The organism is Barnesiella sp. An22 (assembly GCF_963931395.1).
GTDB classification, from domain to species: domain Bacteria; phylum Bacteroidota; class Bacteroidia; order Bacteroidales; family Barnesiellaceae; genus Barnesiella; species Barnesiella merdigallinarum.
Window position 1 is genome coordinate 653250 of sequence record NZ_OZ007014.1, and the last position, 15300, is coordinate 668549.

Sequence of the window (15300 nt, forward strand, 5' to 3'; positions counted from 1 at the left end):
GCAGATACCCGATAGGTTTCGATTGGACAGCCGGGCCGTGAAGCCTGCAATCGGCAAGGTGGCTGCCGGGATAGATTGAAGCCGGGAGCTCTCCCCGCGAAGAACATAAAATAGACAATGAAAAATATGATGGCAAAACCTTCCATTCCCAAAGGTACGCGCGATTTCTCGGTCGACGAGATGGCCAAGCGCAATTACATATTCGATACGATAAAACAAGTTTTTGCTCTCTATGGGTTCCGGCAGATTGAGACGCCGGCCATGGAGACCCTGCAGACCCTCATGGGCAAATATGGCGAGGAGGGTGACAAGTTGCTCTTCAAGGTGCTCAACTCGGGCGATTTCCTCTCGGATGTTTCGGAGGCCGACCTGGCCGAGCGCAATCTCAACCGCCTGGCTGCCCGCCTGTGCGAGAAGGGGCTCCGTTACGACCTCACCGTGCCCTTTGCCCGCTTTGTGGTGATGCACCGCAACGAACTTACCTTCCCCTTCAAGCGTTATCAGATTCAGCCCGTGTGGCGGGCCGACCGTCCGCAGAAGGGGCGTTATCGCGAGTTCTACCAGTGCGATGCCGACGTGGTGGGTTCCGACTCGCTGCTGAACGAGGTAGAGCTCATCGAGATGATCGACGAGGTATTCTCCCGTCTGGGCATACGGGTAGCCACCAAGTTGAACAACCGTAAGATATTGAGCGGTATAGCCGAGTGGATAGGGGCTCCCGAGAAGATTGTCGACATTACTGTGGCCATCGACAAACTCGACAAGATGGGGCTCGACAAGGTGAATGCCGAACTGATGGAGAAGGGGCTTTCGCAGGAGGCTGTGGCCCAACTGCAACCCATCATCCAGTTGCAGGGCAGCAACGAGGAGAAGCTGCAGGTGCTGCGCCGCGAATTGGCTGGCTCGGAGACGGGCTTGAAGGGTATCGACGAGCTGGAGTATATCTTGCAGAAACTCTCGGCCTCGCCGTTGCGCTCGACGCTCGAGATAGACTTGACATTGGCGCGCGGCCTCAACTACTATACGGGTGCCATTCTCGAGGTGAAGGCGCTCGATGTGCAGATAGGCAGCATCACGGGTGGCGGCCGCTACGACAACCTCACCGGAGTATTTGGTCTGCCGGGTGTATCGGGCGTGGGCATCTCGTTCGGTGCCGACCGCATCTTCGACGTGCTCAACCAGCTCGACCTCTATCCCAAGGAGTCGATGCAGTCGACACAGGTGCTCTTTGTCAACTTCGGGGAGCGCGAGAGCCAGGTCTGTCTGGGCCACCTCGCTCGGTTGCGGTCTGCCGGCGTGCGGGCCGAAATCTATCCCGAACCGGCCAAGATGAAGAAACAGATGAGCTATGCCGACTCGATAGGGGCCCAGTATGTGGCTCTGGTGGGCGAGACCGAAATCGCCGCCGGCAAGATAGCTCTGAAAAACATGACTACGGGCGAGCAGTCGTTGCTCTCGCTCGACGAGGTTATTGCCCTTTTGCGTAATCGGCAAGAAACGATAAAAGAAAATAAAACCATAGATAGATTGAATCGATGAGCTCGAAATTGGAATACACCGGCTTGACTGAGGCCGAGGTGTTGAAAAGTAGGGAAAAGTATGGCGAAAACGTGTTGACGCCACCGGCCCGAACCCCGATGTGGAAATTGTTTCTGGAGAAATTCTCCGACCCTATCATTCGTATTTTATTGGTAGCTTTGTTGCTGTCGATAGCCGTTTCAGTCTATCACGTGGCAACCGGCGAGGCCGGAGCTTCGGCCCTGTTCGAACCGGCCGGCATCGCCCTGGCCATCCTGCTGGCTACGGTGGTGGGCTTCCTCTTCGAGATGAGTGCCGCCAAGAAGTTCGACATTCTCAATCAGGTGAACGACGACCTGCCCGTGAAGGTGGTGCGGGGCGGACATATTGTCGAGATTCCCAAACGTGAGGTGGTGGTGGGCGACATCGTCATGCTCAATGCCGGCGACGAGATACCGGCCGACGGTATTCTGCTGAGTGCCGTCTCGGTGCAGGTGAACGAGTCGTCGCTCACGGGTGAGCCCATGGCCACCAAGACGACGGTCGAAGCCGACTTCGACAAGGATGCTACCTATCCCTCCAACGCCGTGATGAACGGTTCGACCATGCTGGGCGGCTATGGCGTGATGCAGGTGACTCAGGTGGGCGACGCTACCGAGTATGGCAAGGTCTATACCGGCTCACAAATCGAGAACAATACCCAAACTCCGCTCGACAAGCAGCTCAATACGCTGGCATCGTTCATCACGAAGGCCAGTTATGTGATTGCCGCTATCATCTTTGTGGCCCGCACGGTCATCTACCTCACCGACCATCCGGTGCTCGACTGGCTCAGCTTCGGCAGCTACCTGCTCTCGACGGCCATGATTGCCGTGACCGTTATCGTGGTGGCCGTGCCCGAGGGGTTGCCCATGAGTGTGACCCTGAGTCTGGCCATGAGCATGAAGCGTATGCTGGCCAACAACAACCTGGTGCGCAAGATGCACGCCTGCGAGACGATGGGTGCGGCTACGGTCATCTGTACCGACAAGACGGGAACCCTCACCCAAAACCAGATGCGGGTGAGCGAGGCTGCTTTTGACTACGCCTCCGACTCGAATATCAAAGCGATTATTGCCGAAGGCATTGCCGCCAACTCGACGGCTCACCTCGACGAGGGTACCAACGGGGTGAAGGTGCTGGGTAACCCCACCGAGGGGGCTCTGCTGCTGTGGCTGGCCGACCAGGGTGTCGACTATGCCGAGTTGCGCAACCGGGCTCATGTGGTGGAGCAGCTCACCTTCTCGACCGAGCGCAAGTATATGGCTACGGTGGTCGACTCGCCGTTGCTCAACCACCGGGTGGTCTATGTAAAGGGTGCCCCCGAGTATGTGATGAATTTCTGTTCGCAGATGGTTACGGCCCAGGGGCTCGTGCCCATGGAGAGCAGCCGTCCGGGCGTGGAGGCGAAACTGTTGCAGTATCAGAACCAGGCCATGCGTACCTTGGGCTTTGCCTATGCGCTGGTAGGTCCCGACGAGCCTTACTTCATCGCCGGCCATCTGTCGCCTCATATCCGCCTCACCTTCCTGGGTGTGACCGCTATTGCCGACCCTGTGCGCAAGGAGGTGCCCGAGGCTGTGGCCGAGTGCCTGAATGCCGGCATCAAGGTGAAGATTGTAACGGGCGACACCCCGGCTACGGCACGCGAGATAGCCCGCCAGATTTCGTTGTGGAAGCCCGAGGATGGCGACCGCAACATCATCACCGGTACCGAGTTTGCCAACCTCTCCGACAAGGAGTTGCTCGAGCGTATCCCCGACCTGAAGGTGATTGCCCGCGCCCGCCCCATGGACAAGGAGCGGCTGGTGAAGTTGCTGCAGTCGCAAGACGAGGTGGTGGCCGTGACCGGCGACGGTACCAACGACGCTCCCGCCCTCAATGCCGCCCAGGTGGGCCTCTCGATGGGCGACGGCACCTCGGTAGCCAAGGAGGCCAGCGACATCACCATCATCGACAACTCGTTCGGCAGCATCACCAAAGCGGTGCTGTGGGGCCGTTCGCTCTATCGCAATATCCAGAAATTCATTCTCTTCCAGATGACCATCAACGTAGCGGCCTGCCTCATCGTGCTGCTGGGGGCCTTCCTGGGCACCGAGTCGCCGCTCACCGTCACGCAGATGCTGTGGGTGAACCTCATTATGGATACCTTTGCCGCGCTGGCTCTGGCCTCGCTGCCGCCCGACGAACGGGTGATGCGCGACAAGCCCCGCCACCTCAACGACAATATCGTGACCCGTGCCATGGGCAAGGGCATCATCGGTACCGGTATCGCCTTTGTGCTGCTCCTCTTCGGGCTGCTGCAATACTTCAAGCATGTCGATGTCACTTCGATAGCCCAGTTCGACCTGAGTCTCTTCCTGGCCAACTTCTTCAACTTCAGCCCCGTGCACGAAGGCCTTACCCGCTACGAGCTTACCCTCTTCTTCTCGATATTCGTCTTCCTGCAATTCTGGAACATGTTCAACGCCAAGGCCTTCGGCAATGTGCAGTCGGCCTTCAGCCGCTTGAACACCTGCAAAGGCTTCCTGTGGGTAACGCTCATCATCCTGGCCGGGCAGATACTCATCGTGAGTGTGGGCGGTGCGCTCTTCAGCGTGACCCCGCTGCAGCTCATGGATTGGGTTTATATCTTTGCCGCTACCTCCATTGTGTTGTGGATTGGCGAGATTTATCGACTCATTCGCAGAATTGTGGCATAAATTGTTGATAAAAAATGCGCCGATTTGTTGCGTAGTCCAAAATAATCGTTTATCTTTGCACCGCATTTGACAAGTGGTCGATGCAAAAATAGACATGATGGCGAGATAGCTCAGTTGGTTAGAGCGCATGATTCATAATCATGAGGTCCCGGGATCATACCCCGGTCTCGCTACGAAGAGAGCTTCAGGTAACTGGAGCTCTTTTTCGTTAAGTTCATATAGCACTTGAAGTGAGGCTTGGTGCTTTTTATTATTGTGGCGAAGGGTTAGGGCGTCCCGATGCAGCATCGGGAAGGTCCCGGGATCATACCCCGGTCTCGCTACGAAGAGAGCTTCAGGTAACTGGAGCTCTTTTTCGTTAAGTTCATATAGCACTTGAAGTGAGGCTTGGTGCTTTTTATTATTGTGGCGAAGGGTTAGGGCGTCCCGATGCAGCATCGGGAAGGTCCCGGGATCATACCCCGGTCTCGCTACGAAAAATAAAAGTTGCCTCACGATTCAGTGAGGCATTTTTTTACCTCCTCCAATGTATTACGTTTATATCCTCTATTCACGTACACGCAATCGATACTATGTAGGTTATGCTCACGATATAGCCACTCGCTTGTCGAAGCACAATGCGGGAGCTACGCCGAGTACCCGAAGCGGCAGGCCTTGGGAATTGGTGTATAGCGAATCCTATACGGAGAAAGGGGCCGCCATGGCTCGGGAGCGAGAGATAAAGAATAAGAAGAGTAGAATATATATCAAGCAGTTGATAGCGAAGGGTTAGAGCGTCCCGATACAGTATCGGGAAGGTCCCGGGATTATACCCCGGTCTCGCTACGAAGAGAGCTTCAGGTAATTGGAGCTCTTTTTTTTGTATGTAGTCATTCCGCGCCCCGACGCGGAATCCAGAAAATACCCGCAAAGGAGACAGTCCGCAAAGGGGGGGAATACCGCATGAGGTAAATACTGGCAAGGACTCCGTAAATGAAAGCCTCGCTTATCCTCTTCTGGACCCCGCATCGAGGTGCGGGGTGACGTTCTTGTCATTCCGCGCTCCGACGCGGAATCTAGAGAATACCCGTAAAGGGGGAATACCCGCATGAGGTAAATATCGGCAAAGACCCCGTAAATGAAAGTCTCGCTTGTCCTCTTCTGGACCCCGCATCGAGGTGCGGGGTGACGTTCTTGTCATTCCGCGCTTCGACGCGGAATCCAGAGAATACCCGTAAAGGAATACCCGCCAAAGTTCTGTGCCTGTTCCTGCATCAAGTGAGGGGTGACGCTGTGTCATAAAAAGGGAAGAAGCGACGGCCCGTAGGAGTCGGGATTCCGTCGCTTCTCATCTAGGAAAGAGGGGGATTGGATTCTGTTGTTATCGCTTCTCGTTTAGGTCAAGGGGCGCGATGTCGATAACCTGTTCGACCCGATAGACACCGTCGTATTCGGCGGCAAATCCTTCGGCCGATTTCCCGGCGTCGACCACTCGCAGCGAGGCTTTCACGGCGGTGTAGGGTTTTGCCTTCTCGCCGACGGCCTTTTCGTACAGAGGCTTCAGGGAATCGGTTTCGTCGATAATCCAGTATTCGGCCGTATCGCCGTCGGCAATAAACGAGCGCACCTCGTGCCCGATGATCAATCGCCCGTTCACCGTGAAGGAGAGCGGGGTCGCCGGTTGTATAAGAGTGGCCGGTATCGAACTTTGCGGACGGGCAAGGCTCATCACATAGTCGCCCTTTTTCAATACGAGGCTGTCGGCCGTGAGTTTGCCGATTTCGAACGTATCGGCAAAGGCGATGGTCTGGTGGTTGCCGATGCTTTCGCCCGAGAGGATAAGCCGGTCGCCCTCCCGACTCCACTGTTCGTATTGGAGGGTTGCCATGTTGATCGATGATGCTTCGCCGTTTTCTTTCAGGTCGATACCCTGTATGGCATCGGGGTTACCCGGTATCGGTTCGATCCATTGTCCCGTCAAGGAGGCTTTGTTCTGACAGGCCGAGGCCAGAATAGCAATAGCTGTCAAGGCCGTGAACATTTTTGTTTTCATTGTTGAAAAGTGTTTTAGGTTTATGGTACTTTCTGCAAAGCTATGAATAAAAAGGAATTTTGGTATCCCGATACCCCGGGAGAAAAGAAAGAATATACAAATGCGAGACGGTTTTAAGACAATTTAATGTATCGTAGCGCAGTATTGGCCTTTATTTTTGTTTTATCTTTATACGAGAAATTCGTGTAGAAAATATAGAATAGAAACTAAAACAAAAAGAACTATGAAAATGAAGTGCTTATATGTGGCTGTGGCTGCTGCCGTGCTTTCGTTGGCTGCGTGCCGCTCCTCAAAAGAGGCCGTGTCGGTAAACGATCTCGACGGCGAATGGAATGTAGTGGAGATTCAAGGCCAGGCCGTGCAGGCCGAGTCGCAACCCTTTATCGGGTTTGATGCCCAAGACGGACGGGTATATGGTTATACCGGTTGCAACCGGCTGATGGGTGCTTTGACCCTCTCGAAACCCAATAAAATCGAATTGGGGCAGATGGCCTCTACCCTCATGGCTTGTCCCGATATGGAGACCGAGCGGCTCATGCTCAATGCGTTGGCCTCGGTGAAAAGCCTCAAGTGCTCGGGCAAGACGTTGGTGCTGTATGGAGCGGACAAAGAGCCGGTGATGCTGTTGCAGAAGCGTTTCGAAGTCGTGCCCCTGTCGAGCCTGAAAGGCGACTGGCGTGTGGTGAGCCTCTACGGAGCCGCTTTGCCCGAAGGCATGGAAACCGTGCCAGCACTCAACTTCGACGTGACAGCCAATCGGGTAACCGGCAATTCGGGTTGTAACCGGCTTTCGGGTGCGATTAACCACGACGGGGCCGACGAGAACTCCATCTCGTTTGGCAACGTGGCCTCTACCCGTATGGCCTGCCCCGACATGGATACCGAGAATCAGGTACTCTCGGCCCTCAACAGCGTGCGTTCCTACGGTCTGCTCGACAACGGCCGTCTGGCACTCATGAGCGAGGGTGGCACGATTGTGCTCGAGTTGGAACGGAGCAAATAAACTGTTCCAGATATACAGGTGAGACCGAGGGGCCGCCTTCCCGCCATGCGGGAGGGTAGCCCCTCGGTTGTTTTTGTGCTCTGGGAGGTATGGATTTTTGCGCCTCCGGAGTGTGCTTTCCGCAGATTTTCCTTACATTTGTATGGGTGTCGGGCCCCTTCCCGGCATCGACCTGATACACATGAAATACTAAAAACAAGAACCGATGAAAAAATGGATTGCAACGCTTGCATGCTTCTGCCTGCTGTCTGTGTCGGCGCAGGCCCAGAAGTATGTACCTACCCCCGAGAATCTTCAGAACAGGAAAGAGTTTGCCGAGAGCCGGCTGGGTATCTTTATCCACTGGGGCCTGTACAGCACCTTTGCACAGGGTGAGTGGTATATGAACAATGCCAGTGTCGACGCCCGCGAATATGCCAAGGCCATGAACGGCTTTTATCCCCACCGTTTCGATGCCCGCCAGTGGGTGTCGGCCTTCAAGGCTGCGGGGGCGAAATACATCTGTTTCACCACCCGGCATCACGAGGGCTTCTCCATGTGGGATACCCGGTGGTCGGACTATAACATCATGAATACGCCCTACGGCAAAGACATCGTGCGGCAGCTGGCCGAGGAGTGTCACCGCCAGGGCATCAAGCTGCACCTCTATTACTCGCACATCGACTGGACCCGCGAGGACTATCCCGCAGGCCGTACGGGCCGGGGGACCAAGCGGCTCGACCGCGCCGACTGGCCGGCATACTATCGCTTTATGAACAACCAGTTGACCGAGTTGCTCACCAACTACGGCGAGATCGGGGCCATCTGGTTCGACGGCTGGTGGGACCACGACGTCGATTCCGTGCCTTTCGACTGGGAGCTGGACGGGCAATATCGGCTTATCCACCGACTGCAACCCGGCTGCCTGGTGGGGAACAACCACCATCAGGTGCCTTTCGAGGGGGAGGATATTCAGATTTTCGAGCGTGATGTGCCGGGCGAAAACAAGGCCGGACTCTCGGGGCAGGATATCAGTGCGCTGCCGCTCGAGACCTGCCAGACCATGAACCACTCGTGGGGGTACCGGGTGACCGACCAGGAGTATAAATCGACTCGGGAGCTTATCCAGCTGTTGGTGCGCACCTCGGGCAAAGGGGCCAACCTGCTGCTCAACGTCGGCCCGCAACCCGACGGTACGTTGCCCGAGGCTGCCTTGACCCGCCTGGCCGAGATGGGCAAGTGGCTCGACCGCTACGGCGAGTCGATCTATGCCACCGTGGCCGGCGGCTATCGCGAGGGCGACAACCTCATCACGACCCGCAACGGCAACGTGCTCTATGTGCATATTCTGAATACCGACATCGAGCAGGTGAAGATGCCGGTTGCGCAGAAGGTGAAGAGTGTCGAGGTGCTGGGCGAGGGTACCCGCATCGACTACAAATGTAAGAAGGGGGTGCTCGACTTCGGGGTAGAGATTCCCGACGACTGCATCGACTATGTGGTGAAGGTGACGCTCAAATAGTCATCGGACTTTGCAATAATAAAACGCAGCAATAAAACGCAGGGCTTCGCTCCCATTCGAGGGGAGCAAAGCCCTGTGGCTTTTTTTCGGGAGAGACAGGCTTATTTCCAAGCCGTGGCCTGCTCGGTAATTATACCGTCGTTCAACGTGCATTGGTCGAGGCTACCCTCTTTGACCTGGATGCAGAGGTAGAGCATGCTGCCGGCCGAGGTGCAGCGCAGCGAGCGGTTGCAGTGGGTAGCTACACGCACGATAGAGCCCTCGGCAATGGGGAAGGCGGTGTCGTCGACCTGGAAGTCGCCCGAGCCCCGCAGAATCAGATAGACCTCTTCGTTCTGCTTGTGGCTGTGGAAGAAGGGTGCGGCTTCGCCCGGGTTCAAGGTGCTGAACGAGATTTCGCAACCGGTGGTGCCTGCACAATCTTTTACAAACTGTTTGCCGGCAAAGGCGCTCAGGTCGCCTACCGTGGCGTGGGTGAATTTTTCACCCTCATTGACTTTACGAATTGTTTCCATTTTCTTATCGATTAAGTTGGTTTATGATTGGTTACTAAAAATAACTTTATTATTTTTGTAGTGCGAAGATGCTCTTTTCCCGGCTCCCTTGCAAGAAGGCACAGCGAGATAGGTAAGTTACACCGAGGTAACGAATGCAGGAAATCAGGAATATACAAAATATTAAATAAGATGAAAACTTTTCTTCATACCGGAGTTTGTCCCGTGCGCGATATTTTGAGCCGGCTGGGCAGCAAATGGTCGGTGCTGGTGCTCGAGACCTTGCACGAAAACGGCACCATGCGCTTCAACGACATACAGCGCTCGTTGGGCGACATCTCGCAACGCATGCTCACTGTCACGCTGCGGTCGCTCGAGGAGGATGGCATGCTCACCCGCCGGGTCTATGCCGAGATACCGCCGCGGGTCGAGTATACCCTCACCGAACGGGGGCAGAGCTTCATGCCGGTGCTCGGCGAGCTGGTGCGCTGGGCCTTCGAGCACTCGGGCGACATCATGGCTTCGCGGGAGGCAATGCGCTCCGGGGAGTCGTAGTGTTACCCTTTTTGTTTCTAATCGCTCTGTTTGACAGATAGATATACATCTGTTGAAACATTTTTGATAAATGCAGGTTATCGAAATGTAACAGATGTTATATGCTCATTCACGTCGTTGTCTCATCTTCGTAGCCCCATGCCCATATCTTTGCGGCGGAAAGAAAAAAGATAAGAAAGTATGGGTAAAAACAGATTATTAGCGATTGTTTTAGGATTCATTTTTACACTTCGGGTGTTGGGCGCTCCGGCTACCGGCTCGATTACGGGAACCGTACAGGACAAGAAGAGCGGCGAGACCATCATCGGAGCCACCATCCAGGTCGAGAATACCTCGATAGCTGCGGCTACCGATATAGACGGGAACTTCGCGTTGAAGAGCGTGCCGGCCGGCAAACAGGTGATTGTCTGCCGCTATCTCTCGTACAAGACGGCCCGGATACCGGTCGAGGTAGTTGCCGGACAGAGTGCTGCTCCGCTGGTAATCGAGCTCGAAGAGGACGGGGTTGCCCTGCAAGAGGTGGTGGTCTCGACCTACCGGCGCAACGACACCGAGACGTCGCTCATTGAGGGAATGAAGGCCCAGGTGCAGGTGGCGAGCGGTATCTCGTCGCAGCAGATAGCCAAGACGCTCGACCGCGATGCCTCCGAGGTGGTGAAGCGCGTGCCGGGTATCTCGATTCTCGACGACCGCTTTGTGGTGGTGCGGGGATTGGCCCAACGCTACAACAACGTGTGGATCAACGGCAACACGGCCCCGAGTCTGGAGTCGGACAGCCGGGTCTTCTCGTTCGACATGCTGCCCAGTTCGCAAATCGAAAATATGATTATCTATAAGTCGCCGGCTCCCGAAATTCCGGCCGACTTTGCCGGCGGTTTCATCCGCATCACCACCAAGAGCCTGCCGCTGCGCAACTCGGTGCAGGTGAACTACACCACCGGGTTCAACACCAGCACGCAGTTTACCGACATCCGGCTCAACCCCGGCAGCTCGACCGACTGGCTGGGCTTCGACTTGAGCAAACGCCCCCTCTCGAGCAGCATGCCTTCGCACATGGATGTGGCCGGCAGCAACCCCGACGAGGTGACACGGCTGACCCGTTCGTTCAACTCCGACTGGCGGGTGAAGAGCTACATTCCCATGCCCGACCAGCGGCTGTCGCTCACCGTCAACCGGCGGTTCGACACCGAAGGGGGCACCGAGATAGGCATGACCACCTTCATCAATTACAGCAACACCTACAAGACGATACAGGATATTGTCAACGCCCGGTTCGGCGTCTACTCGTCGGAGGCCGACAAGCCGGTCTACCTTGACGACTATATCGACAACCAATACTCCAACGACGTGCGGGTAGGGGCCATGCACAACTGGTCGTTTGTCTTCAGCGACCGCAACAAAATCGAGTTCCGCAACCTCTTCAACATGCTGGGTAAAAACCGCCTGACCGAACGTACCGGCGAGCGCAACATCAGCAGCCCCTTCTACCGCGAAGAGACCGAGATGCTCTACCAGTCGCGCCTCACCTACCTGGGGCAGCTGGCCGGCAACCACTTCCTCGACGAGCACAAGCTGCACTCCCTGTCGTGGAACGTAGGTTACAGCTACGCCTACAAAACCGAGCCCGACCGACGCATCATCGTCAACCAGGCCGGTATGAGCGAGGGCGCCGACGTGTCGCAACTGAAGGTGGGCAACGAGGAGATCTCGCGCTACTTCCAGTCGCTCAGCGACCACCTCTTCTCGGGGAGTGTCGATTACAAGGGCTCTGTCAATTTGGGTTCCATCCGCTCGACCGTCAAGGGCGGCCTGATGGGCGAATACCGCACCCGCAGCTATACCCCCCGCGAGTTTGTCTACCGCTACGACAACCTCACCGTGGCCGAGCGTCAGGAGTACCTCTACCTGCCTTACGAAGAGATGATGAGCGATGCCTGGCTGAGTGCCGACAAGGTCTACATCGACGAAATCACCCAGAAGACCAACGCCTACGAAGCCACCAACCTCTACGGTGCCGGCTACGGAGCCATCGAGCTGCCGCTGGGCCAATTCAACATCTACGCCGGGTTGCGCCTCGAGTATAACCGACTGCGCCTCACCCGCGACAAGTCGATGTCGGCCACGCAAACCCTGCTGACCAGTCGCGACTACGTCGACCTCGACCTGTTGCCCTCGGTCAACGCCACCTACAACTTCAACGAGCAGCACCTGTTGCGGCTCGCCTACGGCCGCTCGCTCAACCGGGCCGAGTTCCGCGAGGTGTCGCCGGCCGTCTACTACGACTTCGACCTCTTCAACGAAATCGGCGGTAACGAAGATTTGAAAACCTGTAAGATCGACAACCTCGATTTCCGCTACGAGTTCTATCCCGCCCGGGGCGAGATGGTGAGTGTGGGGCTCTTCTACAAACATTTCGAGAACCCCATCGAATGGACCTTCATCGACATGGGCGGTACCCTGCGCTACAACTACGAGAATGCCCTCTCGGCCCAGAGTCTGGGTGCCGAGGTAGAGATACGCAAGAGCCTCGACTTCATCGGGATGCGCAACTTCAGCCTGCTGTTCAACGCCACGCTCATCAAGAGCAATGTGCGGTTCGACGAGTCGGGCATCATCAAGACCGAAGACCGCCCCATGCAGGGCCAGTCGCCCTACATCATCAACGCCGGGTTGTACTACCAGAACGAGAAGTGGGGTCTGATGTCGTCGCTCCTCTACAACCGCCTGGGCAAACGCATTATCGGTATCGGCAAGTCGAACAGCACCACCCACGACGTGAGCGTGAACATACCCGATACCTACGAGATGCCCCGCAACAGCCTCGACTTCACCATCTCCAAAAAGCTGGGTAAGCTCATCGAGCTGAAGGCCGGCGTGAAGGATATACTGGCCGAGAAGGTGGTCTACAAGCAGTTCCCGCAGTTCTACGATGCCGCCGGTCAGTTGCAGGAGCGCGAGCAGGTGACGAAATCGTATCGTCCGGGCCGTGCGGTGAGTGTGGGTATCACCTTCAATTTCTAATCTCGAAAAAAGATAACTTTTCTATCATACTAACCAAAAAGAAAATCAAATGAAAAAGCTATTCAAAACGATTGCCTTCGTATGTTTGGCAGCCATGACCGTAGTAAGTTGTGATGAGAATAACGACGAACCCGTTGTTCCGGCCGGTTCGAGCTACGACCTGGGCGATGGTTCCGATGCCTATGAGATTTCGTCGGACATGACTTTGACCTATCCCAATACCTATAACCTGCGCGGTTTCGTATATGTAACCGAGGGGGCTACCCTCACCATCGAGCCGGGTGTGGTTATCAAGGGTGAGAAAGAATCCAAGGCTACCCTGATTGTAGAGCGGGGCGGCAAACTCATTGCCGAGGGCACGAAAGAGCGTCCTATCGTCTTCACGTCGGCTCAGGCTCCGGGCAGCCGTAAACCGGGCGACTGGGGCGGTATCATCCTCTTGGGTAAAGCCAAGAACAACAAGGGCGAGCAGACCATCGAGGGCGGCGTACGCAGCAAACACGGCGGTAACGACGATGCCGACAACTCGGGTGTGCTGAAGTATGTACGTTGCGAGTTTGCCGGTATCGAATATTCGGTCGACAACGAAATCAACGCCATCACCTTCGGGTCGGTCGGCAGCGGTACGACGGTCGATTATGTACAGGTTTCCTACTCGGGCGATGACTCTTACGAGTGGTTCGGCGGTGACGTCAACTGCAAGCACCTGGTAGCTCTGGGTACCTGGGACGACGACTTCGATACCGACAACGGTTTCTCGGGCCGTCTGCAGTTCCTGGCAGCCGTACGCGACCCGAAAATCGGTGACAAGTCGGCCTCCAACGGTTTCGAATCGGACAACTGCAGCGACGCCGCTACCATCGAGCCTTACACCTCGTGCGTATTCTCCAACGTCTCGATGTTCGGTCCCGTGGTTGATCCGAACAATTACACCGACGAAGCCGGCGTGAACGGCAGCAATACCGACGCCCACTTCCAGGCTGCCATGCACCTGCGCCGCAACACCCAGTTGAGAGTGTTCAACTCGGTATTTGCCGGATTCCCCCTCGGTCTCATCATCGAGAACGACAAGAACTCCACGACGCAAGACTTTGCTACGGCCGGGAAACTGGTGGTAGAGAACTGCCTCTTTGCCGGTATGGTCAAGAACTTCCAGGATGCCCAATACTGGGAGAACAACACGCCCTACAGCCCCACCGACAACGGTGCTTTTGCCGACAGCTACTTCAACCGGGCCGACGGCAAGAACCACGCCTATGCCGCTATCGCCGACCTCAAGTTGCAGGGCAATCCCCAAAGCCTCACGGGCTTCAACCTGATTCCTTCGCAGGAGAGCCCGCTGGTAAGCCAGGCTGCCGACTGGAGCAACCCGCTGGTAGCTTCGGGATTCGAGCAGGTTTCGTACATCGGTGCCTTCTCGCCCAGCGAAACGGCCGACAACAACTGGATGACCGGCTGGACCAACATGGATCCCCAGAACACAGTCTATTGATACAACACAATCTGATTTAACTGAACACAATCTAATACGGTCGGGCCTGTGCCCCGGGCTCGACACTTGAAGGGTTAGCAATAACCGGGAACATAAAGGGTTCTATCGTCGCTCTCTCGGAGGGCAGGATAGAGCCCTTTTTCGTGTACCGTCTGTCCGGAGGGGGCTTGTCGGGAGCAGGGAGAAACGGCTCCCGGACGTATATCTATACGGCGAGGGGGATAGACCGGTGGTTCGGCCTATCCCCCTCGTGGTATGGAGTGAGAACTTTCGCTATTTCAAGTAGGGTTGCAATACCTCTTTCCACACCAGATAGGCATCGCCCAGCAGGTGCAGCCCGTCGTTGGTGTAGGCGGGGTCGAGGTCGTTCGAGCCGGGGGCCGTGAGGTGCGAATAGAGGTCGATATAGGTGCACTGCTCGGCGGCGGCCAGTTGCTCGAGCCGCTGGTTTATCTCGACGATCTGCGGCTCCTTGCCCGCGAGTTTGCGGTACTGCCCGAACGAGTTGTTGATGGGCAGCATACTCTGTATGTAGAGCTGCGTGGCGGGGCTGTCGTGGCGTATCTTGCGCACGATTTGGGCGATGTTGCGCACGATGCTGTCGGTCGAGAGGTCGTGCGACACGTCGTTGATGCCGATCATCAGGAAAATCTTGGCCGGTTTCCCCTGCACGATGGGCTCGAGGCGGTCGTAGACCCCCATGGCCACGTCGGAACTGATGCCCCGGTTCTTGACGTTGGGGTTGTCGAGCAGTTCGTGCCACTCGCAGCCGTTGGTGATGCTGTTGCCCAGGAAGATGATGTCGTCGCTGTCGACCGGCAGCTTCTCGAAAAGCGTAGCCCGCTGGTAGTAGAAGAGGTTGTAGTGGTAGACCTCTTGAGCCGACAGGGCCGTGGCCCCTACGAGCGACAGCAGCAGAAGGACGGGAATCTTTTTCATAGGA

10 protein-coding genes and 1 tRNA gene are annotated in these 15300 nt (G+C 56.2%); 8 read left to right on the forward strand and 3 right to left on the reverse strand.

Annotated features, from left to right (window positions below; genetic code table 11):
- Positions 1–126 precede the first annotated feature (126 nt).
- The 3 genes from hisS (at position 127) to ABGT88_RS02660 (ending at position 4432) form a co-directional block, all read left to right on the forward strand.
- Positions 127–1539 carry a histidine--tRNA ligase gene (gene hisS / locus ABGT88_RS02650; protein ID WP_346700261.1) on the forward strand — a complete coding sequence of 471 codons (1413 nt, stop codon included), beginning with the start codon at positions 127–129 and terminating at the stop codon, positions 1537–1539.
- Positions 1536–4259 (forward strand): calcium-translocating P-type ATPase, PMCA-type, encoded by a 2724-nt coding sequence (locus ABGT88_RS02655; RefSeq protein WP_346700263.1) that lies wholly within the window; start codon positions 1536–1538, stop codon positions 4257–4259. Before hisS ends, ABGT88_RS02655 begins: the two co-directional genes overlap by 4 nt.
- 99 nt (positions 4260–4358) lie before the next feature.
- A tRNA-Met gene (locus tag ABGT88_RS02660) sits at positions 4359–4432 on the forward strand.
- A 1187-nt stretch (positions 4433–5619) separates the two neighbouring features.
- Here the strand turns inward: ABGT88_RS02660 and ABGT88_RS02665 are convergent.
- Positions 5620–6291 carry a lipocalin family protein gene (locus tag ABGT88_RS02665; RefSeq protein WP_346700265.1) on the reverse strand — a complete coding sequence of 224 codons (672 nt, stop codon included), beginning with the start codon at positions 6289–6291 and terminating at the stop codon, positions 5620–5622.
- 229 nt (positions 6292–6520) lie between these two features.
- On the opposite strand from ABGT88_RS02665, the gene ABGT88_RS02670 reads away from it, so the two are divergent.
- Complete coding sequence (locus ABGT88_RS02670; protein ID WP_346700266.1) at positions 6521–7294, forward strand: META domain-containing protein; 774 nt, start codon at positions 6521–6523, stop codon at positions 7292–7294.
- 205 nt (positions 7295–7499) lie between these two features.
- A complete protein-coding gene (locus ABGT88_RS02675) occupies positions 7500–8795 on the forward strand; it encodes an alpha-L-fucosidase (RefSeq protein ID WP_346700268.1) in 1296 nt (431 codons plus the stop codon).
- Positions 8796–8896: 101 nt separating this feature from the next.
- Here ABGT88_RS02675 and ABGT88_RS02680 read toward each other — a convergent pair whose 3' ends face one another.
- Entirely contained in the window at positions 8897–9310 is a 414-nt protein-coding gene (locus ABGT88_RS02680; protein WP_298662153.1) for a cupin domain-containing protein, read from the reverse strand.
- 171 nt (positions 9311–9481) lie between these two features.
- Between ABGT88_RS02680 and ABGT88_RS02685 the strand changes: the two genes are divergently transcribed.
- The 3 genes from ABGT88_RS02685 (at position 9482) to ABGT88_RS02695 (ending at position 14357) form a co-directional block, all read left to right on the forward strand.
- Positions 9482–9844 (forward strand): helix-turn-helix domain-containing protein, encoded by a 363-nt coding sequence (locus ABGT88_RS02685; protein ID WP_087408753.1) that lies wholly within the window; start codon positions 9482–9484, stop codon positions 9842–9844.
- 180 nt (positions 9845–10024) lie between these two features.
- Positions 10025–12865, forward strand: a complete 2841-nt coding sequence (locus ABGT88_RS02690; RefSeq protein WP_346700271.1) for a TonB-dependent receptor domain-containing protein — start codon at positions 10025–10027, stop codon at positions 12863–12865.
- A 49-nt stretch (positions 12866–12914) separates the two neighbouring features.
- On the forward strand, positions 12915–14357 hold the full coding sequence (locus ABGT88_RS02695; RefSeq protein WP_087408751.1) for a hypothetical protein: 1443 nt from the start codon (positions 12915–12917) through the stop codon (positions 14355–14357).
- Positions 14358–14630: 273 nt separating this feature from the next.
- Here ABGT88_RS02695 and ABGT88_RS02700 read toward each other — a convergent pair whose 3' ends face one another.
- Positions 14631–15296 carry a GDSL-type esterase/lipase family protein gene (locus ABGT88_RS02700; RefSeq protein ID WP_346700273.1) on the reverse strand — a complete coding sequence of 222 codons (666 nt, stop codon included), beginning with the start codon at positions 15294–15296 and terminating at the stop codon, positions 14631–14633.
- Between the last annotated feature and the right edge of the window lie 4 nt (positions 15297–15300).

Excerpts from the sequence above, each read along its gene's own strand:
- ABGT88_RS02680 (WP_298662153.1), bottom strand. The coding sequence starts at position 9,310 with ATGGAAACAATTCGTAAAGTCAATGAGGGTGAAAAATTCACCCACGCC.
- ABGT88_RS02665 (WP_346700265.1), bottom strand. The coding sequence starts at position 6,291 with ATGAAAACAAAAATGTTCACGGCCTTGACAGCTATTGCTATTCTGGCC.
- ABGT88_RS02670 (WP_346700266.1), top strand. The coding sequence starts at position 6,521 with ATGAAGTGCTTATATGTGGCTGTGGCTGCTGCCGTGCTTTCGTTGGCT.
- ABGT88_RS02655 (WP_346700263.1), top strand. The coding sequence starts at position 1,536 with ATGAGCTCGAAATTGGAATACACCGGCTTGACTGAGGCCGAGGTGTTG.
- ABGT88_RS02695 (WP_087408751.1), top strand. The coding sequence starts at position 12,915 with ATGAAAAAGCTATTCAAAACGATTGCCTTCGTATGTTTGGCAGCCATG.
- ABGT88_RS02675 (WP_346700268.1), top strand. The coding sequence starts at position 7,500 with ATGAAAAAATGGATTGCAACGCTTGCATGCTTCTGCCTGCTGTCTGTG.
- ABGT88_RS02690 (WP_346700271.1), top strand. The coding sequence starts at position 10,025 with ATGGGTAAAAACAGATTATTAGCGATTGTTTTAGGATTCATTTTTACA.
- hisS (WP_346700261.1), top strand. The coding sequence starts at position 127 with ATGATGGCAAAACCTTCCATTCCCAAAGGTACGCGCGATTTCTCGGTC.
- ABGT88_RS02685 (WP_087408753.1), top strand. The coding sequence starts at position 9,482 with ATGAAAACTTTTCTTCATACCGGAGTTTGTCCCGTGCGCGATATTTTG.
- ABGT88_RS02700 (WP_346700273.1), bottom strand. The coding sequence starts at position 15,296 with ATGAAAAAGATTCCCGTCCTTCTGCTGCTGTCGCTCGTAGGGGCCACG.